The organism is Streptomyces silvae (assembly GCF_016745505.1).
GTDB lineage: Bacteria > Actinomycetota > Actinomycetes > Streptomycetales > Streptomycetaceae > Streptomyces > Streptomyces silvae.
On sequence record NZ_JAERUC010000039.1, the window covers coordinates 1 to 21,350 of the forward strand.

The 21,350-nt window shown below is 72.6% G+C and carries 20 protein-coding genes and 1 pseudogene; 4 read left to right on the forward strand and 17 right to left on the reverse strand.

The window, feature by feature from the left end; genetic code table 11:
* Window positions 1–92 precede the first annotated feature (92 nt).
* The 6 genes and pseudogenes from JKV81_RS36900 to JKV81_RS36090 all read right to left on the reverse strand — a co-directional run.
* Window positions 93–182, reverse strand: coding sequence for an MFS transporter small subunit (locus tag JKV81_RS36900; protein ID WP_415923270.1), 90 nt, complete (start codon window positions 180–182; stop codon window positions 93–95).
* Between the two features lie 7 nt (window positions 183–189).
* Window positions 190–1,539: an L-lactate MFS transporter gene (locus JKV81_RS06020; protein WP_129261408.1), complete on the reverse strand. Its 1,350-nt coding sequence runs from the start codon at window positions 1,537–1,539 to the stop codon at window positions 190–192.
* Between the two features lie 131 nt (window positions 1,540–1,670).
* Window positions 1,671–1,982 carry a TFIIB-type zinc ribbon-containing protein gene (locus JKV81_RS06025; protein WP_124279697.1) on the reverse strand — a complete coding sequence of 104 codons (312 nt, stop codon included), beginning with the start codon at window positions 1,980–1,982 and terminating at the stop codon, window positions 1,671–1,673.
* A gap of 64 nt (window positions 1,983–2,046) precedes the next feature.
* Window positions 2,047–3,009 carry a phosphotransferase family protein gene (locus JKV81_RS06030; RefSeq protein ID WP_202075087.1) on the reverse strand — a complete coding sequence of 321 codons (963 nt, stop codon included), beginning with the start codon at window positions 3,007–3,009 and terminating at the stop codon, window positions 2,047–2,049.
* Between the two features lie 245 nt (window positions 3,010–3,254).
* Window positions 3,255–3,461, reverse strand: a complete 207-nt coding sequence (locus JKV81_RS06035) for a hypothetical protein (protein WP_099176808.1) — start codon at window positions 3,459–3,461, stop codon at window positions 3,255–3,257.
* Between the two features lie 197 nt (window positions 3,462–3,658).
* Window positions 3,659–3,951 (reverse strand): annotated as a pseudogene (locus tag JKV81_RS36090) (DUF8836 family protein); the annotation flags it as partial.
* A 196-nt stretch (window positions 3,952–4,147) separates the two neighbouring features.
* Between JKV81_RS36090 and JKV81_RS06040 the strand changes: the two are divergent.
* On the forward strand, window positions 4,148–5,494 hold the full coding sequence (locus JKV81_RS06040) for a serine/threonine-protein kinase (RefSeq protein WP_202075088.1): 1,347 nt from the start codon (window positions 4,148–4,150) through the stop codon (window positions 5,492–5,494).
* 111 nt (window positions 5,495–5,605) lie between these two features.
* Here the strand turns inward: JKV81_RS06040 and JKV81_RS06045 are convergent, their stop codons facing one another.
* From JKV81_RS06045 to JKV81_RS06080, 8 genes are all read right to left on the reverse strand, one after another.
* A complete protein-coding gene (locus tag JKV81_RS06045) occupies window positions 5,606–6,424 on the reverse strand; it encodes a TrmH family RNA methyltransferase (RefSeq protein ID WP_129261414.1) in 819 nt (272 codons plus the stop codon).
* 96 nt (window positions 6,425–6,520) lie between these two features.
* Window positions 6,521–7,774 (reverse strand): uroporphyrinogen-III C-methyltransferase, encoded by a 1,254-nt coding sequence (gene cobA / locus JKV81_RS06050; protein WP_129261416.1) that lies wholly within the window; start codon window positions 7,772–7,774, stop codon window positions 6,521–6,523.
* A gap of 227 nt (window positions 7,775–8,001) precedes the next feature.
* A complete protein-coding gene (cobT, locus tag JKV81_RS06055) occupies window positions 8,002–11,307 on the reverse strand; it encodes a nicotinate-nucleotide--dimethylbenzimidazole phosphoribosyltransferase (protein ID WP_202075089.1) in 3,306 nt (1,101 codons plus the stop codon).
* A 332-nt stretch (window positions 11,308–11,639) separates the two neighbouring features.
* Window positions 11,640–12,854, reverse strand: coding sequence for a precorrin-6y C5,15-methyltransferase (decarboxylating) subunit CbiE (gene cbiE / locus JKV81_RS06060; protein WP_202075090.1), 1,215 nt, complete (start codon window positions 12,852–12,854; stop codon window positions 11,640–11,642).
* Window positions 12,855–12,973: 119 nt separating this feature from the next.
* Entirely contained in the window at window positions 12,974–13,612 is a 639-nt protein-coding gene (locus JKV81_RS06065) for a GNAT family N-acetyltransferase (protein ID WP_099176802.1), read from the reverse strand.
* 141 nt (window positions 13,613–13,753) lie between these two features.
* Window positions 13,754–14,620 (reverse strand): MetQ/NlpA family ABC transporter substrate-binding protein, encoded by an 867-nt coding sequence (locus JKV81_RS06070; RefSeq protein WP_124279690.1) that lies wholly within the window; start codon window positions 14,618–14,620, stop codon window positions 13,754–13,756.
* A 70-nt stretch (window positions 14,621–14,690) separates the two neighbouring features.
* On the reverse strand, window positions 14,691–15,362 hold the full coding sequence (locus JKV81_RS06075; protein WP_099176800.1) for a methionine ABC transporter permease: 672 nt from the start codon (window positions 15,360–15,362) through the stop codon (window positions 14,691–14,693).
* Complete coding sequence (locus JKV81_RS06080) at window positions 15,359–16,429, reverse strand: methionine ABC transporter ATP-binding protein (RefSeq protein ID WP_129261423.1); 1,071 nt, start codon at window positions 16,427–16,429, stop codon at window positions 15,359–15,361. Before JKV81_RS06080 ends, JKV81_RS06075 begins: the two co-directional genes overlap by 4 nt.
* Before the next feature lie 586 nt (window positions 16,430–17,015).
* On the opposite strand from JKV81_RS06080, the gene JKV81_RS06085 reads away from it, so the two are divergent.
* A complete protein-coding gene (locus tag JKV81_RS06085; RefSeq protein ID WP_099176798.1) occupies window positions 17,016–17,375 on the forward strand; it encodes a hypothetical protein in 360 nt (119 codons plus the stop codon).
* Window positions 17,376–17,377: 2 nt separating this feature from the next.
* A complete protein-coding gene (locus JKV81_RS06090; protein ID WP_202075091.1) occupies window positions 17,378–17,839 on the forward strand; it encodes a hypothetical protein in 462 nt (153 codons plus the stop codon).
* A gap of 49 nt (window positions 17,840–17,888) precedes the next feature.
* On the opposite strand, the gene JKV81_RS06095 is transcribed toward JKV81_RS06090, so the two are convergent.
* From JKV81_RS06095 to JKV81_RS06105, 3 genes are all read right to left on the reverse strand, one after another.
* Window positions 17,889–18,392, reverse strand: coding sequence for a GNAT family N-acetyltransferase (locus JKV81_RS06095; RefSeq protein ID WP_202075092.1), 504 nt, complete (start codon window positions 18,390–18,392; stop codon window positions 17,889–17,891).
* A gap of 36 nt (window positions 18,393–18,428) precedes the next feature.
* Window positions 18,429–18,932 (reverse strand): sigma-70 family RNA polymerase sigma factor, encoded by a 504-nt coding sequence (locus tag JKV81_RS06100; protein WP_202075093.1) that lies wholly within the window; start codon window positions 18,930–18,932, stop codon window positions 18,429–18,431.
* 206 nt (window positions 18,933–19,138) lie between these two features.
* Window positions 19,139–20,314: a glycerophosphodiester phosphodiesterase gene (locus tag JKV81_RS06105; protein ID WP_202075094.1), complete on the reverse strand. Its 1,176-nt coding sequence runs from the start codon at window positions 20,312–20,314 to the stop codon at window positions 19,139–19,141.
* Between the two features lie 233 nt (window positions 20,315–20,547).
* Here JKV81_RS06105 and JKV81_RS06110 point away from each other — a divergent pair, with 233 nt between their 5' ends.
* Complete coding sequence (locus JKV81_RS06110) at window positions 20,548–21,219, forward strand: lysophospholipid acyltransferase family protein (RefSeq protein WP_099176793.1); 672 nt, start codon at window positions 20,548–20,550, stop codon at window positions 21,217–21,219.
* The last annotated feature ends 131 nt before the right edge of the window (window positions 21,220–21,350 follow it).

Here is a 21,350-nt window from a genome sequence, read left to right on the forward strand (position 1 = left end):
ACACGGAAGAGGTCACTGGTTCAATCCCAGTATCGCGCACCATCCGGAACCCCCGGTCGTCTCGACGACCGGGGGTTCTGTCGTGGGCGGGGTCAGCCGGTGAAGAGCTGGGTGGCCTTGCGGACGAGCTCGTACAGCCCGTAGCCGAACGGCACGGCGACCCAGAGCCAGACGAACACCATGAGCGGTTTACGACTGCTGGTGGACACGGGGGCTCCCTTCCGGTGCCTCGTGGAAGCGTGCGTGGACGGGGCGGATGCACTCGTTGGCGACGAAGCCGACGATCAGCAGCCCGATCATGATCGTCAGGGAGGTCCCGTAGAGGTCGGGGCCGCTGTGCCCGGCCCGCTCCCCCGCGTCCGCGACCCGGTTGACGATCAGCGGGCCGAGGACGCCGGCGGTGGACCAGGCGGTGAGCAGCCGTCCGTGGATGGCTCCCACCTGGTACGTGCCGAAGAGGTCCTTCAGATAGGCGGGCGCGGTCGCGAACCCGCCGCCGTAGAAGGAGAGGATCACCAGCGCGCAGCAGATGAACAGCGGCTTGGAGTCGTCGCCGAGCTGGGCGATGACCACGTACATCAGGGCGCCGACGCCGAGGTAGATCCGGTACATGTTCTTACGGCCGATGAGGTCCGAGGTGGAGGACCACAGGAGGCGTCCGCCCATGTTGGCCAGCGAGAGCAGGGCGACGAAGCCCGCCGCCGCGGAGACCGAGACGGGGGTGGCCGTGTTCGCGAAGAAGTCCTGGATCATGGGGACGGCCTTCTCCAGGATGCCGATGCCCGCGGTGACGTTCATGCACAGGACCACCCAGAGGCACCAGAACTGCGGGGTGCGCAGGGCGTTGCGGGCGGAGACCTGGGCGTTGGTGACGAGCCTGCGGGTCTCCTGCTTCGGTTCCCAGCCGTCGGGGAGCCAGCCCTCCGGGGGCACCCGCACGAGGAAGACGCCGAGCGCCATGAAGGCGGCGTAGACGACTCCGTGGACGAGGAAGGCCGTGGCGATGCCGGAGCGGTCCGTACCGAAGCTCTCCAGCATCCCGGTGGACCAGGGCGAGGCGATGAGGGCGCCGCCGCCGAAGCCCATGATGGCGATGCCGGTCGCCATGCCGGGGCGGTCGGGGAACCACTTGATGAGGGTGGAGACCGGGGAGATGTAGCCGATGCCGAGGCCTATGCCGCCGATGAAGCCGTAGCCGAGCACGACGAGCCAGTACTGGCCGGTGGAGGCGCCGAGCGCGGCGACGAGGAAGCCGGAGGAGAAGCAGACCAGGGAGACGAACATCGCCCAGCGGGGGCCGTTGCGTTCGACGAGGGTGCCGCCGAACGCGGCGGAGAGGCCGAGCATGACGATGCCCAGCTGGAACGGGAGAGCACTGGCGGTACCCGAGAGGTCGAGGGCGGATTCGAGCGGAGGCTTGAACACGCTCCAGGCGTAGGCCTGTCCGATGGAGAGATGCACGGCGAGCGCGGCGGGCGGCACGAGCCAGCGGCTCCACCCCGGGGGCGCGACAGTTCGGGACCTGTCGAGGAAGTTCATGGACCCGCACTTTAGGCATCAGCCATGGCCATGACTAGATCATGAACGGAACTCCGTCGACCGTATGCAATGCGGGCCCGGACGCCGGGTCCGGACCCGCCCTGCGGCACCACCCGCCCAGGAGGGTGGGGTCAGGAGCTGAACAGCATCCGGCCGAAGCTCTTCTGACGGTGGTGGCCGCCGTAGTGACCGCCCTGGTGCGGTGCTCCCCAGGCGGGGGCCTGCGCGGCGGGGTAGGCCTGCGGGGCGGGCGCCGCGGGGTAGGCCTGCGGGGCGGGAGGGGCGGGCGGTGCCTGCTGGGCCCACTGCGACTCCAGGCGGGTCAGGGACTCCAGCTCGCCGTAGTCGAGGAAGATCCCCCGGCAGCCGCTGCACTGCTCGATCTGGACACCGTTGCGGTTGTACGTGTGCATCTGGGCATGGCACTTGGGACACTGGATCATCGGGTCGGCTCCTCAGGTCGTGACGACGTCGCCGGAATGCATGCCCGGCGGCGAACGCTTCACCCTACGACGCGTGTTCGGGCGCCAACTCGGGCGGGAGGGAAGCGATGCGGACACATGCGTCGATCATCAACTGTTCCACCTCATCCGGACTGCGGTCCTCCGCCGTGGACTTGGCGAGGGCGAGGGCCGCGGTCTGCACCGTGAGCGCTCGCGCGGCGACGTCCAGCTCGGGCCACGGGTCCCCTTCGGGCCGCACGGCCGGGCCGCCGGCCGCCCGGTAGGTGTCCAGGAAGCGCAGCCAGATCGCGGGCGGCAGGAGCCCGGCCGCGTACCAGGCTGCGGGCCGCGCCAGGTCCCAGGCGGGATCGCCCAGGCCCGTGTCGTCGATGTCGATCAGCAGCCAGGGGCCGTGCTCGGCGGGATGCCGTACGAGCTGGCCGAGGTGCAGGTCGCCGTGGCAGAGGAAGCCGTCCCGGGGTCCGGGCACCGGGTGTTCGGCACGGGCCCAGCCGGGGAGCCCGCGCCAGGCGGCCAGCACCGGGCCGGTGGCCGGGTCGCCGGGGCGGGCCGCGCACATCCGTGCCACGGCCCGGGCGGCCTTGACCGGGCCGCGCATGGGCGGGAGCGGGTGGGGCGGCGGGGTGCGGTGCAGCCGGGCCAGCAGGGCGGCGGCGTCCTCCCAGGGGGCGGCGCCGGGGTCCGTGGGGTCGACGGGTGCGCCGTACGGCCAGAGGCTGACGGTGCGGCCCTCGGCGGTGCCGGGCGGTCCGGCCGGGGCGGGGAGCGGCGGGAGCAGGATGCCCGCCAGCCGGGGTGAGGCGGCCAGGGACAGGCGGGCGGTGAGGGCGGGCACCTCCGAGTCGGCGGCGTGCGCCTTGGCGACGACCCGGCCGCTGCGGACCACGGTCCCGTCGGGCCGGTCGGCGAGCACCTCGGGCGCGGGGCAGGCGCACGCAGTCGGGCCGGCGTGCGCGCTGCCGTGCGCGAGCTCGCCCAGCGCGCGTACGACGGGGGTGGTGGTCATCGGATCGGCTCCCGCGGGGGTGGTCGGCCGGCCCGCGGCCGGTCCCGGCGGCGATCGTACGTGGCGGTGCGCAGTCGTACGCGGCTGTGCGGGGCCGTACGCGGCGAAAAGGGTCCGGACAGCGCGATGTCCGGCCAGCTCCCCAGCTGGCCGGACAAACGCTGCCGTCCGCCGCACCCCCGTCCCCACGGGGCTGTTGGCCGGATGTCCCGGTCCGGACCGCTCTTCCGGACCCGGGGCGCCGCTCAGCGCCCCAGCATCACGCCCACGGACGACGCCTGTGTGACCACTGCGTCCCAGCCGCCGAAGACGACGACCAGCAGGGCCGCCAGGGGAAGGACCATGGCGGTCGCCACCAGCGGGTGGCGCGTGCCGGACGGGCGTACGCCGAACGCGGTGTAGGCCCTGCGTCCCTGCGTGCGGATGATCGTCCGCGTGGCCGTGTCCGCCATGGTTCCTCTCCTGACCTGTTCCGGAGCGGCGGGCGTCTGGCCTCGGGGGACGAGTTCCACGCCCGCCGCTTGACTCCAACATTAGGGAGGCGGGGGCCGCACGGCGTCATGCCCGCGTACCGAATGCCGGGCCTCCCGGAGGATGAGCCGGGAGGCCTCGGTGTACTCCCCTGGGTGGAGATCAGGCGCCGGACCTTGGGGTCATCCCCGAGGGGATGCTCAGAGGCGTCCTCCCGGGGGACCGGCTGTTCGACCGGGGCGGGCACCCTGGTCGCCATGGAGGAGCCAGGCGGCACGGACACCGATCCGACGGGGGCACCGCCCATGTCTTCAAGGCCATGGGGAGGGTGACTTCACTCACTTCCACCACCCCCCGGCGGTCCGCTGTCTCCACCCGGCGGCCCGCCCTGGAGGCCACCGCTTCGTACGTCCTGGTCGTGTCGCCCGCGTCCACGGCTGTTTCCGCACGATCACCCTTTTTGGATCCAATCTCCCTTGTGCGGCGGTCCTTTGAGATCTCGCACGGGCCGGGGAGCCTGGATCGCCGGCTCCCTGACCCCACCTCAATTCTCGCACCGGGCACTGACAATCGATGGGCCGGCGAGGGCGCGGCCTCTGAGCGCGCCGCGCCACGGGTACGTAAGCTGTGCCTCGTCAGGCGGACCGGCAGCGGGGATGGGCAGACGATGGCGATGATGCGGCTCCGGCGCGAGGACCCGCGTGTCGTCGGCTCGTTCAGGCTGCACCGGCGGCTCGGGGCGGGCGGCATGGGAGTCGTCTATCTGGGTTCCGACCGCAGGGGCCAGCGGGTGGCGCTCAAGGTGATCCGGCCGGACCTGGCGGAGGACCAGGAGTTCCGCTCGCGTTTCGCGCGCGAGGTGTCCGCCGCCCGGAGGATCCGCGGCGGGTGTACGGCGCGGCTGGTGGCCGCCGATCTGGAGGCGGACCGCCCGTGGTTCGCCACGCAGTACGTGCCGGGTCCCTCGCTGCACGACAAGGTCGTCGAGGAGGGCCCGCTGTCGGCCGCCGAGGTGGCCTCGATCGGGGCGGCGCTCTCGGAGGGCCTGGTGGCGGTGCACGAGGCCGGTGTCGTCCACCGCGACCTGAAGCCGTCCAACATCCTCCTCTCCCCCAAGGGCCCCCGGATCATCGACTTCGGCATCGCCTGGGCGACGGGGGCCAGCACGCTCACCCATGTCGGTACGGCCGTCGGCTCGCCCGGCTTCCTGGCGCCCGAACAGGTGCGCGGTGCAGCCGTGACGCCCGCGACGGACGTGTTCTCGCTGGGCGCCACCCTTGCCTACGCGGCCATGGCGGACTCACCCTTCGGGCACGGCAGTTCCGAGGTGATGCTCTACCGCGTGGTCCACGAGGAGCCGCATCTGTTCGATGTGCACGATGCGCTGGCCCCGCTCGTCCGGGCCTGTCTGGCGAAGGACCCGGAGGAGCGGCCGAGCACCCTCCAGCTCTCCATGCGGCTCAAGGAGATCGCCGCGCGTGAGGCGCAGGGACTCCAGGAGCGCAGGCCGCCGGCGCAGCGGGGCGCGCAGGAGCTGGACCGGCCGACCGGGCGGCTGGAGGGTCCGTACACCGAGCAGTCGACCCGGCGTACGGCCGGAGGCGGGCCCGCTCAGGAGTCGCGCGCCCCGGGTGGGCGGCGTCCCTCGTCGTCGCGCCAGGCGTCTCCTCGCACGGGTGGCTCGCAGGCCAGGGTGGCGCGGGGCGGTCCGCGCTCCGGGCAGCAGCCGCACGGCCCGAAGGGCACCAACGGCAGGCAGGCCTCGCGCCCCGGCGTACGGACGACCTCGGCGGGGAAGGGCGGGAGGCGGCCGGCCAATCCACGGCTGCTGCGTCAGCGGCTCGTCGTCTTCGTCGTGGTGACGCTGCTGGTCGCCCTCGGCATCGCGGCGGCCCAGGGCTGCCAGGGCCCGGCGCGCGGGCTGGGCGGCACGCCGTCACAGACGTACGACGGGGCCGCCGTCCACCCGGGGCAGGCGGACGCGGCGCGGGGTCGGACGGCCCGGGTCGGATAGGCCGGACGGCCCGGATCGCGTGGTCGGGAGCAGAAGGCCCGGGGCGTGTGGTCGGGTCGGACGGCCCGGATCGCGTGGTCGGGGGCAGAAGGCCCGGATCGCGTGGTCGGGTCAGAGGGCCCGGGTCGCGTAGAAGGCGACCGCCGAGGCCGCGGCGACGTTGAGCGAGTCGACCCCGGCGTCCATCGGGATGCGTACATGGGTGTCGGCTGCGGCGAGCGCCCCTGGGGTGAGCCCGTCGCCCTCCGTGCCGAAGACGAGCGCCAGCTTCTCGTACCGCCGTGCGACGAGTTCGTCCAGGGTGATCGAGGTGTCGCTGAGGCAGAGCGCGGCGGTGGTGAAGCCCGCCTCGCGGAGCAGTCCGGTGTCCTCGGGCCAGGACGTCAGTCGGGTCCAGGGGACGTGGAAGACGGATCCCATGGAGACCTTGACCGCCCGCCGGTAGAGCGGGTCGGCGCAGCGCGGGGTGAGCAGGACGGCGTCGACGCCGAGTGCGGCGGCGTTGCGGAAGGCCGCTCCGAGGTTGGCGTGGTCGACGATGTCCTCGAACACGGCGACCCGCCGTACGTCCCCGTGGTCCGGGGAGAGCAGTGCGCCGGCTCCGGGGAGCGGCTTGCGCTGCATGGAGGCCAGGGCCCCGCGGTGCACGTGGTAGCCGGTGACGCGTTCGGCGAGGGCCGGGGTGACCGCGTAGACCGGTGCGGTGGCCTCCTCGATCACGTCGCGCATGACGTCGACCCACTTGGCGGAGAGCAGCATGGACCGCATCTCGTACCCGGCGTTCCGGGCGCGTCGGATGACCTTCTCGCCCTCGGCGATGAAGAGTCCCTCGGCGGGTTCGCGCCGGCGCCGGAGTTCGACGTCGGTCAGGCCGGTGTAGTCGCCCAGCCGGGGGTCGTCCGGGTCGTCGACGGTGATGAGTTCAGCCACGGGTGCTACTGCCTTGTCGGGGTGAGGTCTGCGGCCCGGCGGGGGGCGCGGGGTTCCGCCGGGCGGTGTGCGGGGGCGTGGGCCGGGTGCCGGCCGTCAGCCTTCGAGCGGGCCGGCCGGGTCCGTGCCGACGGCGACGACGTCGCCGATGACGATGACCGCCGGGGGGCGTACCTCTTCCGCGACGACGCGCTCCCCGACGTTCCCGAGGGTCGCGTCGACCCTGCGCTGGGCCGCCGTGGTGCCCTCCTGGACCAGGGCCACCGGGGTGTCCGGGGACTTGCCGTGGGCGATGAGCGCCTGGGCGATGGCGCCGATCTTGTCGACGGCCATCAGGAGGACGAGGGTGCCGCGGAGCTGTGCGAGGGCCGCCCAGTCGACGAGGGAGCGCGGGTCGTCGGGTGCCACATGGCCGCTGACCACGGTGAACTCGTGCGCGACGCCGCGGTGGGTGACGGGGATCCCGGCCGCGCCCGGCACGGAGATCGAGCTGGAGATGCCGGGGACGACCGTGCAGGCGATGCCCTCGGCGGCCAGCGCCTGGGCCTCCTCCATGCCGCGGCCGAAGACGAACGGGTCGCCGCCCTTGAGGCGGACCACGGACCTGCCGGCCTTGGCGTGGTCGATGAGCGCCTGGTTGATCGCCTCCTGCGCCATGAACCGGCCGTACGGGATCTTCGCCGCGTCGATCACCTCGACGTGCGGCGGGAGCTCGTCGAGCAGGTCGCGGGGGCCGAGCCGGTCGGCGATGACCACGTCGGCCTCGGCCAGGAGGCGCCGGCCGCGGACCGTGATCAGGTCGGGGTCGCCGGGGCCGCCGCCCACCAGGGCGACGCCGGGGGCGCGGGTGCGGTGGTGCGGGGCGGCGAGGGTGCCGTCGCGCAGGCCCTCCACGATCGCGTCGCGGACGGCGGCGGAGTGCCGGGGGTCGCGGCCCTGCGAGGTGGTGGTGAGGACGGCGACGGTGATGCCCTCGCTGCGGCCGGTGGCCGGCGTCCAGGCGGTGGCCGCCTCCGCGTCGTCGCTCCGGACGCACCAGGTGCGGGTGCGCTCGGCCTCGGCGGACGCGGCGTCGTTGGCGGCGGCGTCGGACGACGCGACGAGGGCGTACCAGGTGTCGGCGAGGTCGCCGTCCTGGTACCTGCGGCGCTCCCAGCGGATCTCGCCGGTGTCGGCCATCGCCTCGACGGAGGCGGTCGCGGACGGGGAGATCAGGGTGATGTCGGCTCCGGCCGCGATGAGGGCGGGCAGCCGCCGCTGTGCGACCTGGCCACCGCCGACGACGACGACGCGGCGCCCGTTCAGGCGCAGTCCGACGGGGTAGGCGGGGTGATCGTCATACTCGGCCATGGTCGTGCGTGCTCCTCGTGCGATGCGGAGTGCTGCGGCCGCTGCGGCGGTGGAGCGGCTGTGACGTGATGGGGGCGGTGGGGCGGGGTTCACGATACGGGGTGGGGCGGGAGCCGGGGCGGGGCGCCCGCGGCGGTCCCGCTCGCCTCCCCGCCCCACCCCGTGACCGGGTTCCCGCCCCGGCCCCGCGCCTCGAACGCCGGCGAGGCCGGGAGGGATGCCTCGGGCTACTTCTCCGTGACACCCGCGGCGTCGAACGTCGCCACCTCGTGCATCGCGCGGGCGGCGCTCTGCACGATGGGCAGCGCCAGCAGGGCGCCCGTGCCCTCGCCGAGGCGGAGGTCGAGGTCGACCAGGGGGCGCAGGCCCAGCTTGTTGAGCGCGGCGACATGGCCGGGCTCCGCGCTGCGGTGGCCAGCGATGCACGCGGCGAGCGCCTCGGGGGCGATCGCGCGGGCGACGAGCGCCGCCGCACCGGCACTCACGCCGTCCAGGATCACCGGCGTACGGAGCGACGCGCCGCCCAGCAGGAAGCCCGCCATCGCGGCGTGCTCCAGGCCGCCGACCGCGGCCAGGACCCCGATCGGGTCGGTCGGGTCGGGCTGGTGCAGGTCCAGGGCCCGGCGTACGACATCGACCTTGCGGGCGTGCATCTCGTCGTTGATCCCGGTGCCGCGGCCGGTCACCTCCGCGGGGTCCATGCCGGTGTAGACACAGATCAGGGCGGCCGACGCGGTGGTGTTGGCGATGCCCATCTCACCGGTGAGCAGGCCCTTGTTGCCGGCCGCGACCAGGTCGCGGGCGGTCTCGATGCCCACCTCGATCGCCGCGAGCACCTCTTCGCGGGTGAGGGCGGGACCGGTGGTGAAGTCGGCCGTCCCGGGACGGACCTTCCGGGGCAGCAGGCCGGGGGTCGGCGGCAGTTCGCACGCCACACCGACGTCGACGACGCAGACCTCGGCGCCGACCTGGGCGGCGAAGGCGTTGCAGACGGCGCCGCCACCGAGGAAGTTGGCGACCATCTGGCCGGTGACCTCCTGCGGCCACGCGGTGACGCCCTGGGCGTGGACGCCGTGGTCACCGGCGAAGATCGCGACGGCGGCGGGCTCCGGGACGGGCGGCGGGCAGAGCCGGGAGAGCCCGGAGAGCTGGGCGGAGATGATCTCCAGCATGCCGAGCGCGCCGGCGGGCTTCGTCATCCGCTTCTGGCGCTCCCACGCCTCGCCGAGCGCCTTGGCGTCCAGCGGGCGGATGCCGGCGATGGTCTCCTGGAGGAGGTTGTGCGGCTCCTCGCCGGGCAGGGCGCGGCGGCCGTACGTCTCCTCGTGGACGACCCAGGACAGCGGGCGGCGCTTGGACCAGCCCGCCTGCATCAGCTCGGGCTCCTCGGGGAACTCGTCGACGTATCCGACGCAGAGGTAGGCGACGACTTCGAGGTGGTCGGGCAGGCCGAGTGCGCGGACCATCTCCCGCTCGTCGAAGAAGCTGACCCAGCCGACGCCGAGGCCCTCGGCGCGGGCGGCGAGCCACAGGTTCTCGACGGCGAGCGCCGAGGAGTACGGGGCCATCTGCGGCTGGGTGTGCCGCCCCAGGGTGTGGCGGCCGCCGCGGGTCGGGTCGGCGGTGACCACGATGTTCACGGGGGTGTCGAGGATGGCCTCGATCTTCAGTTCCTTGAACTGCTTGGCCCGGGCCTTCGGGAGCGACTTGGCGTAGGCCTCGCGCTGGCGCTGCGCCAGTTCGTGCATGGAGCGGCGGGTCTCCGCGGAGCGGATGACGACGAAGTCCCAGGGCTGGGAGTGGCCGACGCTGGGCGCGGTGTGGGCGGCCTCCAGGACGCGGAGGAGGACCTCGTGCGGGATGGGGTCGCTGCGGAAGCCGTTGCGGATGTCGCGCCGTTCACGCATGACGCGCAGGACGGCCTCGCGCTCGGCGTCCTCGTAGCCGGGGGCGGGCGGGGAGGCGGGGGCCTCCTCGGCGGCCTCGTCACCTTCTGCGGCCTCGGGCTGTACCGGGGCGGCTTCGGCGGCCTCGGGCTGCTCCGTCGCCTCGACGGGCAGGGCCTCCCGGGGGGCCTCCTCGGCGGAGTGCGGGGGCTCGGCCTCCGGGGTCTCGATGATCTCGGGCCCGGTGCCGGGCTCGAGGTCGGCCTGGGCCTCGGCTTCGGGCTCCGTGAGGATCTGGGGTCCGGCCTGCGGTACGACGAGGAGCTCGGGCGCCGGCTCGGGCACCGCGACGGGCTCGGGCAGAATCTCGGGCTGCTGGACGGCCACCGGCTCCGGCGCCTCCAGGACCTCGGGCGCCACAGACGCCTCGGGCGCCACGGCCTCCGGAGCGGGCTCGGGGGTCTGCTCGGGCTCGGCGGCGGGGGCGGTCGCTCCAGCGACGGGTGCCTCGGCCACGGGCGCCTCGGCGACGGGGGCCGGGGCGAGGTGGGGAGCCGTGGGTACGGATCCCTCCACGGGGACGAACTGTCCGGCCGGCTCGGCCGGGGCGGCCTCGACGGGCGGCACGACGGCTGCCTCGGCGGGGGCGCCGGCCTGGACGGGCGCGGGAGCCTCGGCCACGGCGTCGGCGGGACGCGCCTCGGCCGCCTCCGGCTCCGGCTCGACGGAGGCCTCCGGCTCGACGGATGCCTCCGGCGCCACGGGGGCTTCCGGCGCCACGGCTGCCGCGGGCTCCGGCTCCGGAGCGACCGTTTCTGCGGGTGCGACGGGCGGAGCGGTTGCGACGTCCGGGGCGGGTGCGGCGTCCGGGGCAGGTGCGGCGGGTGCCGCCGCCTGGACGGGTGCGGCTGCCTCGACGGGTTCGGCGAGCTCCGCGGGCGCCACCTGCGCGGCGGGCGCCTCGGCCTCCACCACCGGCTCGGGAGCAGTCGCGGGCTGGACTTCCGCCACCGGCTCGGGCTCCGTCACCGTGGCGGCCTCCACCGGCTCGGGCACGGCAGCAGGCTCGGTCACTGCAGCGGGCTCAGGAGCGGCAGCGGGCTCAGGCGCAGCCGCCGGCTCAGGTGCCGGCTCAGGTGCCGCGACCGGTTCCGGTGCGCCCCACGCGGACGCACCCTGGGGCGGGATCTCCCCCAGCTGCGGGCCCGGCAGCAGGGTCGCGTCGGCGGCCGGGGCCTCGAAGTACTCGGGTCCCACCGTCGGCGGACCCGCGTGCCGTACGGGCATCGGGTTCTGCGGGCCGGCCGGCCCCCGGTCCGCGAGCGAGCGGACCACTCCGCCGGTCGGCGTACCCCCGTAGGTGGGCGCCTCGGTGGACGCGGGGCCCCGGTGCAGCGGGCGCCGGGCGGGCGCGGCGGCCGCCGGCACCTGCACCGGCGCGTGGGCCGGGAACTGCTCGGCCTGGGCGGCCGGAGCATCGCTCCACGCGCCCTGTGAGGCGGGCATCAGAAGGAGGTCGTCGTCCTCGGGTGTGTGCTCGGAGGGGTCGAGGTAGGTGTAGGCGTCCTGGGCGGGGATGCCCGGCTGCTCCACCATGCCTGCGTTCTCCGGCAGTCCCTCGCCCGGGATCTGGCCGGTGTCAGTCATGCGTACCCCTCGCCCATCGTCAGTGCTCCTTCGCCCTTCGCCCGGGATGCCCGAACCACGGCACGCCGGTGCTCGTCAACAAGAACGAGCGGGCTCCCCGCGCGGCACGAAACGCGCGCGGAGGTATACATTCTCGCGGCCGTTCGCCGCCGCGACAGACAGTTCTGCCTCGGCTCGATGTGGACTGCGCCACGTTGCGCGTCCCCCGGTTACGCCGTACCACATCGCGGACCAAAACGGTCCACTTTTCCGGACATTGACGAACGAACCGTCGAACAGCCGGGCGCGGTACAACAATCGGTCAGCCTACCTCGCGCTCCCCCGAGAACACTTCAGGGGGCGAGATCGGACCGCACCGCGGAGAGCAGGAACACGACGGACCGTTCGCGTTCCGCCCAGGCCGAGGTGTCCAGTTCGACGGACTGGAGCAGCGAGCACGCGACGGTGTAGCCGTTCTCCGAGAGCGCCGCGCCCAGTGCCTCCGCCTCGTCCCGGTTCGAGGCGTGGGTGACGATACGTTCCGGCCGCCGGTCGGCGACGGCCGTCACCACGGGTGCCCCGCCGCCCCCGATCCGTACGACGTCGGGTTCGGGCAGGCGCTCCAGCACGTGCGGGGCCTCGCCCCTGACGACCTGGACGCCCACCCGGAAGGCGCGGGCGGCGGCGGACGTACGCGCGCAGGCGTCGGGGTCGCGGTCCACGGCGAGCACCGCCGCGCCGAAGCGGGCCGCCTCCACGGCGAGGGCGCCGCTGCCGGAGCCGATGTCCCAGACCAGGTCGCCGGTGCGCGGGCCCAGGCGGGCGAGCTGGGCGGCGCGCAGTCCGGGGAACTCCCCTTCGCCGGTCTCCCCCGCGCCGCCGTACGAGGCCGGGGGCAGCGCCCAGCCCCGGACGTCCTCGGTGCGCCGGCCGGCGATCCAGGGGCCGGTGGTGGTGGTCTCGGGCCCGCCGCCGATGACGATGACGACGTTGGGGTCGCGCCAGGTGTGATCGGCGGTCTTGTCCGAGGTGAGGACGGTGACCCGCTCGCGTACGGTGCCGAGTTCCTCGCAGATCACGAAGGTGCGGTGGACCCCTTCGAGCAGCAGGGCGAGCTCGGCGGGGCCTGCGCCGGGGGACGTCAGGACGGCCACCTTGTGGTGGGCCCGGATGACGTTGACCGCGCGGCGCAGGGTGCGCGGGTGGGCGACGACGATCTGCGCGTCGTCCCAGGGCATCCCGGCGCGGGCGAAGGCGGTGGCGACGGAGGAGACGGCGGGGACGACCTCGACCTCCAGCCCGTGCTCCGGCTTGCGCAGGGTGCGTACGACGCCGAAGAAGCCGGGGTCGCCGTCGGCGAGGACCACGGCGCTCCCCCGGTGGCCGGCGATCCTGCGGGCGGCCAGGTCCACGCTGCCGAGGCGGATCCGCTCGGCGCGCTCGGGGACCTCGGGGAGATCGAGGTGGTGGCCGGCTCCGGCGACGAGGGTAGCGGCCGAGAGCGCTGCGGTGGCAGCGCCGGTCAGTGGGGAGCCGTCCCAGCCGATCACCGTGACCCGGTCGGCCATCGTCGTCAGTCTCCAGGGTGTGAGCAGGCGGGGCGCTCCGCCGGACGGGCGGAGCAAGGGTGAGCGTATCCGGTCCGTACCCGCGCTCTGCCGGGGGCTCCCGGCACCCGGGAGGGAGGTCAGTTCCAGTCGTTGTACGTGCCGTAGCCGCCCGCGTCGGCCAGCTGCTCGGCGACGCCCTCCAGGTCCTCGGGCAGGAGCCCCCACACGATGAGGTCGGTCCTGATGTCGGTCCAGCCGCCGTCCTCGGTGGCGGTCCTGGCTATGCGGGCGTTGCGCAGGACTCCCTCGCTGATGCAGCCCAGCTTCTGGGCGACCTGCTGGGAGGCGGTGTTGCCCGCGGGGGTGCGCAGCTCGATGCGTTCGAAGCCCTGGTCGCGGAAGAGCCATTCGGCGAGGGCGAGCACGGACTCGGTGGCGTATCCCTCGCCGCGCGCCCAGGGGGCGGTGATGTAGCGGACCTCGGTGGCCAGGGTGCGCCGGTCGGTGTTGAGGAGCCGTACGGAGCCGACGAGGCGCTGGGTGAGGAACTCGGTGACGGCGAAGACGATGCCGTTGCCCTGGGAGCGTTCGGCGGGCGCGATCCTGCGGACCCACCGTTCGGCGTCGACCTGGGTGTAGGGGTGGGGGGCGTCGGTCCAGGCGGTGACCAGCTCGTCGTTCATCATCTCGATGTACGCGGGGACGTCCGCCATGTCGAAGGGGCGCAGCACCAACCTGTCCGTGCTGATGGAGATGGACGGGAAGGTGGTAGTCATGCGCAGCTCCATGCAGAAGACCGTGTAAAGGCACCAGCATGCAGCATCGGACCGTGGATGCGCATGGCCGGGTCGGCACGGCGGAGCCCCGCACACCCTGTTCGGGCGTGCGGGGCTCGTGGAGCAAGTGCGGTACGGAGGTCAGGACTTGGCGGGCTCACCGAAGGCGGGGACGATGGATCCCTTGTAGGTGTCCTCGATGAACTTCTTGACCTCGTCGGAGTTCAGGAGCTCGGCGAGCTTCTGGACCCGGGGGTCGTCCTCGTTGCCGTCCTTGACGGCCAGGAAGTTGGCGTACGGGTTGCCCTCGGCCTTCTCCAGGACCAGGGAGTCCTGGGCGGGCTTCAGGTCGGCCTCGATGGCGTAGTTGCCGTTGATGACGGCGGCGTCGACGTCGTCCAGGGCGCGGGGCACGGTGGCGGCCTCCAGCTCCTTGAACTCCAGGCCCTTCTTGTCCGTGATGTCGCTGATCTTGGCGTTGGTGCCCACGCCGTCCTTGATGGTGATCAGGCCGTTCTCGGCGAGGAGCTGGAGCGCGCGGCCCTCGTTGGTGGTGTCGTTCGGGACGGCGACGGTCTGGCCCGCCTTGATGTCCTTCACGTCCTTGATCTTCTTGGAGTAGAGGCCGAGGGGCTCGAGGTGGACGTTGACGACCGGGACGATGTGGGTCTTGTTCTTCTTGTTGAAGTCGTCCAGGTAGGGCTTGTGCTGGAAGAAGTTGGCGTCGACCTGGCCGTTCTCGGTGGCGGTGTTCGGCAGGACGTAGTCCGTGAACTCCTTGACCTCCAGCTTGAGACCGGCCTTGTCCGCCAGGTTCTTCTTCACGTAGTTGAGGATGTCGGCGTGCGGCGTCGGGGACGCGGCGACGACGAGGGCCTTGGAGGTGTCCGCCTTGGCACCGGTCTCGCCCTTGGAGGCCGGGTCGGAGTCCGTGCCGCAGGCGCTGAGCCCGAGGGCGAGGGCGGCGGTGGCTGCGGCGGCAGCGGTGATCTTGATGTTCTTACGCACGAAGAGTGCCTCTTTCCGATGGTGGTGGTGCGCCCGGACAAGGAGTTCGGACTTCAGGGGAGAAGAAAGTTCAGGTGGTGGTGCGGCCCCGGCGGGCCAGCAGGCGCCCGGCCACGTCGCCGATCAGCTGGACCACGGTCACGATGACGATGAGCAGCGCGACGGTGATGAGCATGAACTGGTCGTCGAAGCGCTGGAATCCGTAGGTGACGGCCTTGGAGCCGAGCCCTTCGCCGCCGACGGCGCCGGCCATCGCGGAGTAGCCGATGAGCACGATGACGGTGGTGGTGACACCGGAGACCAGCGAGGGCAGGGCCTGCGGCAGCAGGACCTTGCGGACGATCGTCGGGATGGACCCGCCCATCGACTGGACGGCCTCGACGAGCCCGTGGTCGACCTCGCGCACCGCCGTCTCGACGAGCCGCGCGAAGAAGGGGATGGCCCCGATGGCGAGGGGCACGATCATCGCGGACGGGCCGATGAAGGTGCCGACGACCCAGGTGGTGAAGGGGATCAGGGCGATCAGCAGGATGATGAACGGCAGGGAGCGCCCGATGTTCACGATCACGCCGACGATCTTGTTCACCACGGTGTTCTGCAGCAGTCCGCCCTTGTCCGTGAGGACGAGCAGGATGCCGAGCGGCAGCCCGCCGACGACGGTGACGAGCGTGGACCAGAGCACCATGTAGAGGGTGTCGATGGTGCCCTGCGTGAGCAGTGGCTGCATTTCGGACCAGGTCACTTCGCCACCTCCTTGGTGATCGCGGCGGGGGTCTGGGAGGGGATGCCGGTGGGTGCGGCGGGGCTGCCGTCCACGACCTCGGCCTGGAGGCCCTGCTCGCGCAGGAAGCCGATCGGTACGACGTTCTCGTCGAAGGGGCCGGGCAGCTCGATGCGCATGCGGCCGATCTGCTTGCCGCCGACGGTGTCCATCGCGGCGCCGAGGATCGAGATGTCGATGTTGTACGTGCGGGAGAGCTGCGAGATCACCGGCTGGGCCGCGGCCTCACCGTGGAAGGTGACGTCGACGACGGTGGAGCCGGGTCCGGAGGGGGCCCCGCCGACCGGGAACAGCTCGTGGGCCAGTTCGGATCCGGGGGTGGCCAGCAGTCCGCCGACGGTGCCCGACTCGACGATGCGGCCCTTCCTCATCAGCGCGGCGGAGTCGCAGACGGTCTTGACGACGTCCATCTCGTGCGTGATGAGCAGGACGGTGAGGCCGAGCTCCTGGTTGAGGTCGCGCAGCAGCTGGAGGATGGAGCGGGTGGTCTCGGGGTCCAGCGCGGAGGTCGCCTCGTCGGACAGGAGCACCTTCGGGTCGCCCGCGAGGGCGCGGGCGATGCCGACGCGCTGCTTCTGGCCGCCGGACAGCTGGGCGGGGTAGGCCTTGGCCTTGTCGGCGAGGCCGACGAGGTCGAGGAGTTCGAGCGCCTTGCGGGTGCGTGCCTGTCCGGAGATCCCGAGGATCTCCAGGGGCAGCTCGACGTTGTCCCGGACGGTGCGCGAGTCCAGCAGGTTGAAGTGCTGGAAGACCATGCCGATGCGGTTGCGCGCCCGGCGCAGCTCCTTGCCGGCGCGGCGGCCGCGGCCGGCGAGGGCCGTGAGGTCCTGTCCGGCGACGGTCACGGTGCCCGCGGTGGGGCGTTCCAGGAGGTTGACGCAGCGGATCAGGGAGGACTTTCCGGCGCCGCTCTGTCCGATGACGCCGTAGACCTCGCCTTCGCGGACGTGCAGGTCCACGCCGTCCAGGGCGGTGACCTCGCGGCCGCGTGACTGGTAGACCTTCGTGAGGCCCGAAGTGGTGATCACAGGGTTTCCGTCACTGTCGAGTGCGCGGCGCGGTGTCCGCCGGGCACGGGGCATTCGTCTGATGGGACTGTTCTCAGTGGTCGACCGGTGGGAGTCCCGTCATGGTCCGGCCGCGGCGGTGCCGCCGGGCGCGGGGCATGGGCGGGCCGGCTCTGTCCATGGGTACGGACGGCACGGGCTCGGTCTCGCTTCGGGGCGCGAGGCCCAGGCGGGGGCCCTCAGAAGGCGCGCATTCGACACATACAACGAGCACCGGGCGTCAGGATCGCCTCGGTCGCAGGGCTGCGGTAGCTCGTCGTGGTCATGCCCCAAGTAAAACAGACGTAACTTCCGGCCGATCCACCGTGTCCGAATAGCGGACAGCCGTGGATGCGGGCCGGAGCCCGCCAGGATCGCCGTTCACACCGCTGTGACCTGCACAAACGACGACGGTTCCGGTACGTCCACGGGTGCCGGCGCGATCATGCTGTGGGCGCCCTGTGGCAAAGGCCACGATTCCCGTGGCCCCGCTCCGCCGGGCGGCCGTCCACCACGGCGGCCTGGGGCCGCACGCGGAGGCTCCGCCCGTCCGTAATACCCTCACCTCATGCTTGACGCCCTGACGGTCGCGGTCGCCGTGACCGCGCTCGCCCTCGCCGCCTGGTGCGGGATCGCCGCCTACCGGGACCAGCCCACGAAGGACTGGCACTTCATCGGCATGGCGGTCGTCTCCGTGCTGGCACTGGCGCAGCTGCTCGTGGGAATCGTGCAGCTGGCGCGCGGTGAGCGGCCCGAGCAGGGCATGACGATCTTCATCGCCTATCTGATCGGCGCCTTCGCGGCCGTACCGGCTGCGGGATTCCTGTCGCTGACGGAGCGGACCCGGTGGGGCTCGGTGACGGTGGCGGCCGGTGCGGTCGTGCTCGCCGTCCTCGAAGTGCGGCTCTACGACATCTGGGGAAACTGACCATGAGCGACACCGACCGCACGGGGGCGCCCGCGTCCCCGGCCCCGCAGACGGACACACCGCGGCAGAAGCAGCAGTTCGAGCTCGGCACCGGACCCGGGCGCGTACTGGTCTGGTTCTACGGGGTGTTCACCGTGGCCGCCGCGTCCCGCTCGATCGTCCAGATGATCCTGGACTTCGACAAGGCGCCGCTGGCGTACGTGCTGTCGGCCGTGGCCGCCGTCGTGTACGGCTTCATCACCTACTCGCTGGTGCGGGGCGGCGAGAAGGCCCGCCGGGCGGCGCTCGTGTGCTGCGCCGTCGAACTGGCCGGGGTCCTGGTCGTCGGCACCTGGACGCTGGTGAAGCCGTCCGCCTTCCCCGACGCCACGGTGTGGTCGGACTTCGGCGTGGGCTACCTGTTCATCCCGGTGATCCTTCCGGTCACCGGGATGATCTGGCTGCGCCGCGCGCGGAACGCCTGACACGGCTGACCTACGTCCGGGCGTCACGGGAGCTGCCCGGGCGCCTCGTTCAGGCGCTGGTCACATAGGCCGGCGCGGTGGCGTCCTTCTCCAGGAGGACCAGCCGGACTCCGTCGCCACCGGTGGTGTTGCCCACCCTGGCGTACCCCGCCTTGCGGTAGAGGCGCAGATTTCCCTCGCTGCGCTCGCCCGTGTGCAGACGGAAGCGGGTCGCCGAACGCCCGTCCGCCAGGCCGGACTCCGCCGCCCGCAGGAGGCGCATACCGAGGCCGTGGTTACGGAGCCGGGGGTGGACGCAGAGCTTGCCGATCCGTCCGGTGCCGTCCGTATCGGTGAAGCCGCGTACGGAGCCGACGACTTCGTCGCCCAGCCGGGCCACGAACACCAGGTCCGTGGCGACTTCGTCCCGCACGGAGTCGAGGCTCTGGACGAGCGGGTCGATCCGGTAGTTGCCGTAGAGCTCCGCCTCGCTCTGGAAGCAGAGGTACTGGAGTCTGAAGATCTGCTCGACGTCCTGTGCCGTCGCCGCCGAGATGGTCACGCTCATGCCCATGTGTGCATGCCTCCCGCTCACCTGTCCGCCGGTTGTCTACCGCTCCATTCCCCGCAGTTCAGGAGCTACAACCTCCGCCGCGAGCATTCTGCGCAGACATCCAAGGCATCGGGAACGCATAGGGCCCAAACTCCCCTGTGACATACCCAACTCCCCTGCGATTTCCCGGTACGTCGGATCGTGGGGGGCCAGCATCGCCTCCAGTAAGCGGGGGCAGCGTCCGGGCAGCCGCCCCACCGCGGTGCGCAGCACCCGGCGTTCGTCGGCCCCCACCGCGATCCGTTCGGGAGAGCCGGCCCAGTCGCCCGGCGGCCCGCCGACGGTGTAGGCGCGCTCGCGCCGGCTTCTGCGGCGGGCCCCGCGCACCTCAGCCCGTACGGCGGCGCGGACCCAGCGGGCGGGATCGGCGGGCACCTCGGGTCCGGGCCGCCGCTCCAGGAGCCTCAGCCAGACCGACTGCTCCAGGTCGGCGGCCTCGACCCCGGCGGCGTGGGCCTCGGCCGCCGCCTCCGCGCGGACCAGCGCGTGCAGGGCGAGCACGACGGCCCGCCAACCGTCGCCCGGTCTCCCGCCGGGGGCGACAGGAACGACAGGGGCGACAGAGGCCGGCGGGACGGCAGGAGCGGCAGGAGCATGATCAAGAAGAGTCACGCTCCGTCAACGCTCCCCGTGCGCGGCCGGCTGCCGCACACGGAGAGCTCCACCCGACCGGGGCATGAGGGCCGCGCGGCTGACGCGCCCGGGGGTCAGCGCGCGGCGAAGTCGGCCGCCGCGAGCAGGGCGGTGTCCGGGTTGTCGGAGAAGATCCCGTCGATGCCCGTGGCGAAGTACGCCTGGAAGGCGCCGAACGCGTCGCCGTACGCGTTCGGGTCCGTGCCGCGCCGGAAGTCCGCGGGCAGGAAGGTGTTCTCGTTGCGCATCGTGTACGGGTGCAGGACGAGGCCCCGCGCGTGCGCGTCCGCGACCAGGGTCGTGGGGGTGGTCAGCCGTCCCTGGCCGTCCTTGGGGATGACCAGGTCCAGCGTGGGGCCGATGCCCTGGGCGAAGGAGGCGATCCACTTCAGCCCGGCGGGCTTCACCAGGTCGGCGACGGTGCGCGGGTCACCGGCCTCCACGAAGTCCCAGGGCCGCTCGGACGGACCTGACAGCAGGACGACCCGGGGCGTGGCGACGAGCTTCGAGAGCCGTCGCATCGAGTCCGGCTCGAAGGACTGGAGGAGCAGCGCGGAGTTCGCCCGGTGCCGGCCGTGGCGGCGCAGCAGCTTGGCGAGCGGCTCCTCCAGGCCGAGCCCGAGGCCCCTGAAGTAGGTGGGGTGCTTGGTCTCGACGTACAGCCAGACGGGCCTGCCGCGCCGGCGGCCCTCCTTCTCCGCCCAGCGCAGGACCTCCTCGAAGGTGGGGATCTCCCAGCGGCCGTCGTACAGCGTGTTCTCCTGGCGGTTGCCGGGGATGCGCTCCTTGGCCCTGAGGGTCTTGAGCTCGGCGAGGGTGAAGTCCTCGGTGAACCAGCCGGTGAGGGAGACCCCGTCGACCCGCTTGGTGGTCCTGCGGCTCGCGAACTCGGGGTGATCGGCGACGTCCGTCGTGCCGGTGATGTCGTTCTCGTGGCGGCAGACCAGGTGGCCGTCCTTGGTCGGCACGAGGTCCTGCTCGACGATGTGCGCGCCCATGTCGAGGGCCAGCTGGTAGGAGCCGAGGGTGTGCTCGGGGCGGTAGCCGCTGGCGCCGCGGTGGCCGATGACGGTGGGCACGGGCAGGTCCCGGTAGCCGCCCTTGCCCCCGCGTCCGTCCGTGGCGACACGCCCGGCGGCATTCGCCGTGGAGGCCGTTCCCAGGGCCGTCGTCCCGAGGGCCGTCGTGCCGAGGACGGCCGCTCCCAGGAGGGTCCGGCGGCCCGGCCCGGTCTGCGCGCGCTCTGTCATGAATGCTCCTCGCATGTGATGTCTGGCACCTTCGGGGCGAGGCTCGATCGTAGGCAGCTACGCCATCGGTGGGGCGGACCGTGGACGAACATGGCGGAAACACACGTCAACACTGCGTATCCGCTGGGTGAACCCGATGTGCGGAGAGGCGGTACCCGCGAGTATCGTCCTCACCTGCACAGACCCTCGCGAATTCCCGCCCCGGCCGCCCGGCCACGACACCGGAGGATGCGTTGTCCCGACTCACGGTCATCAAGGCAGTGCTCGGACCGATCCTGCGCCTGCTCTTCCGGCCACAGGTGGAGGGTGTCGAGAACATCCCCGGGGACGGTCCGGTGATCCTCGCGGGCAACCATCTGACGTTCATCGACTCGATGATCATGCCGATCTGCTGCGACCGGCCGGTGTTCTACATCGGCAAGGACGAGTACGTCACCGGCAAGGGGCTCAAGGGCCGCCTCATGGCCTGGTTCTTCACCGGCTGCGGCATGATCCCGGTCGACCGGGACGGTGGCCGCGGCGGCGTCGCGGCGCTGATGACGGGCCGCCGGGTGCTGGAGGAGGGCCACGCCTTCGCCATCTACCCCGAGGGCACCCGCTCCCCCGACGGCCGTCTGTACCGGGGCCGTACGGGTATCGCGCGGCTGACGCTGATGACCGGTGCGCCGGTCGTGCCGTTCGCGATGATCGGCACCGACAAGCTGCAGCCGGGCGGCGCCGGTCTGCCCCGCCCGGGGAAGGTCACGGTCCGCTTCGGTGAGCCGATGGAGTTCTCCCGGTACGAGGGCATGGACCGCGACCGCTACGTGCTGCGGGCGGTGACGGACTCCGTGATGGCCGAAGTGATGCGGCTGTCCGGTCAGGAGTACGTCGACATGTACGCCACGAAGGCCAAGGCCGCCTGAGCCGTACGGGTGGAATCACGGTGCCCGGCGCGGAAGCGCCGGGCACTCTCGCGTTCGGCACCCACGCGCCGGCGTTCGGTACCCACCCGTCGGCGGGCACCCGCGCGCCGGGCACCCGCCCCTCAGGCACT

Excerpts from the sequence above, each read along its gene's own strand:
- JKV81_RS06025 (WP_124279697.1), bottom strand. The coding sequence starts at position 1,982 with ATGATCCAGTGTCCCAAGTGCCATGCCCAGATGCACACGTACAACCGC.
- JKV81_RS06095 (WP_202075092.1), bottom strand. The coding sequence starts at position 18,392 with ATGGGCATGAGCGTGACCATCTCGGCGGCGACGGCACAGGACGTCGAG.
- cobT (WP_202075089.1), bottom strand. The coding sequence starts at position 11,307 with ATGACTGACACCGGCCAGATCCCGGGCGAGGGACTGCCGGAGAACGCA.
- JKV81_RS06090 (WP_202075091.1), top strand. The coding sequence starts at position 17,378 with ATGAGCGACACCGACCGCACGGGGGCGCCCGCGTCCCCGGCCCCGCAG.
- JKV81_RS06035 (WP_099176808.1), bottom strand. The coding sequence starts at position 3,461 with ATGGCGGACACGGCCACGCGGACGATCATCCGCACGCAGGGACGCAGG.
- JKV81_RS06020 (WP_129261408.1), bottom strand. The coding sequence starts at position 1,539 with ATGAACTTCCTCGACAGGTCCCGAACTGTCGCGCCCCCGGGGTGGAGC.
- JKV81_RS06040 (WP_202075088.1), top strand. The coding sequence starts at position 4,148 with ATGGCGATGATGCGGCTCCGGCGCGAGGACCCGCGTGTCGTCGGCTCG.
- cbiE (WP_202075090.1), bottom strand. The coding sequence starts at position 12,854 with ATGGCCGACCGGGTCACGGTGATCGGCTGGGACGGCTCCCCACTGACC.
- JKV81_RS06105 (WP_202075094.1), bottom strand. The coding sequence starts at position 20,314 with ATGACAGAGCGCGCGCAGACCGGGCCGGGCCGCCGGACCCTCCTGGGA.
- JKV81_RS06030 (WP_202075087.1), bottom strand. The coding sequence starts at position 3,009 with ATGACCACCACCCCCGTCGTACGCGCGCTGGGCGAGCTCGCGCACGGC.
- JKV81_RS06065 (WP_099176802.1), bottom strand. The coding sequence starts at position 13,612 with ATGACTACCACCTTCCCGTCCATCTCCATCAGCACGGACAGGTTGGTG.
- cobA (WP_129261416.1), bottom strand. The coding sequence starts at position 7,774 with ATGGCCGAGTATGACGATCACCCCGCCTACCCCGTCGGACTGCGCCTG.
- JKV81_RS06085 (WP_099176798.1), top strand. The coding sequence starts at position 17,016 with ATGCTTGACGCCCTGACGGTCGCGGTCGCCGTGACCGCGCTCGCCCTC.
- JKV81_RS36900 (WP_415923270.1), bottom strand. The coding sequence starts at position 182 with ATGGTGTTCGTCTGGCTCTGGGTCGCCGTGCCGTTCGGCTACGGGCTG.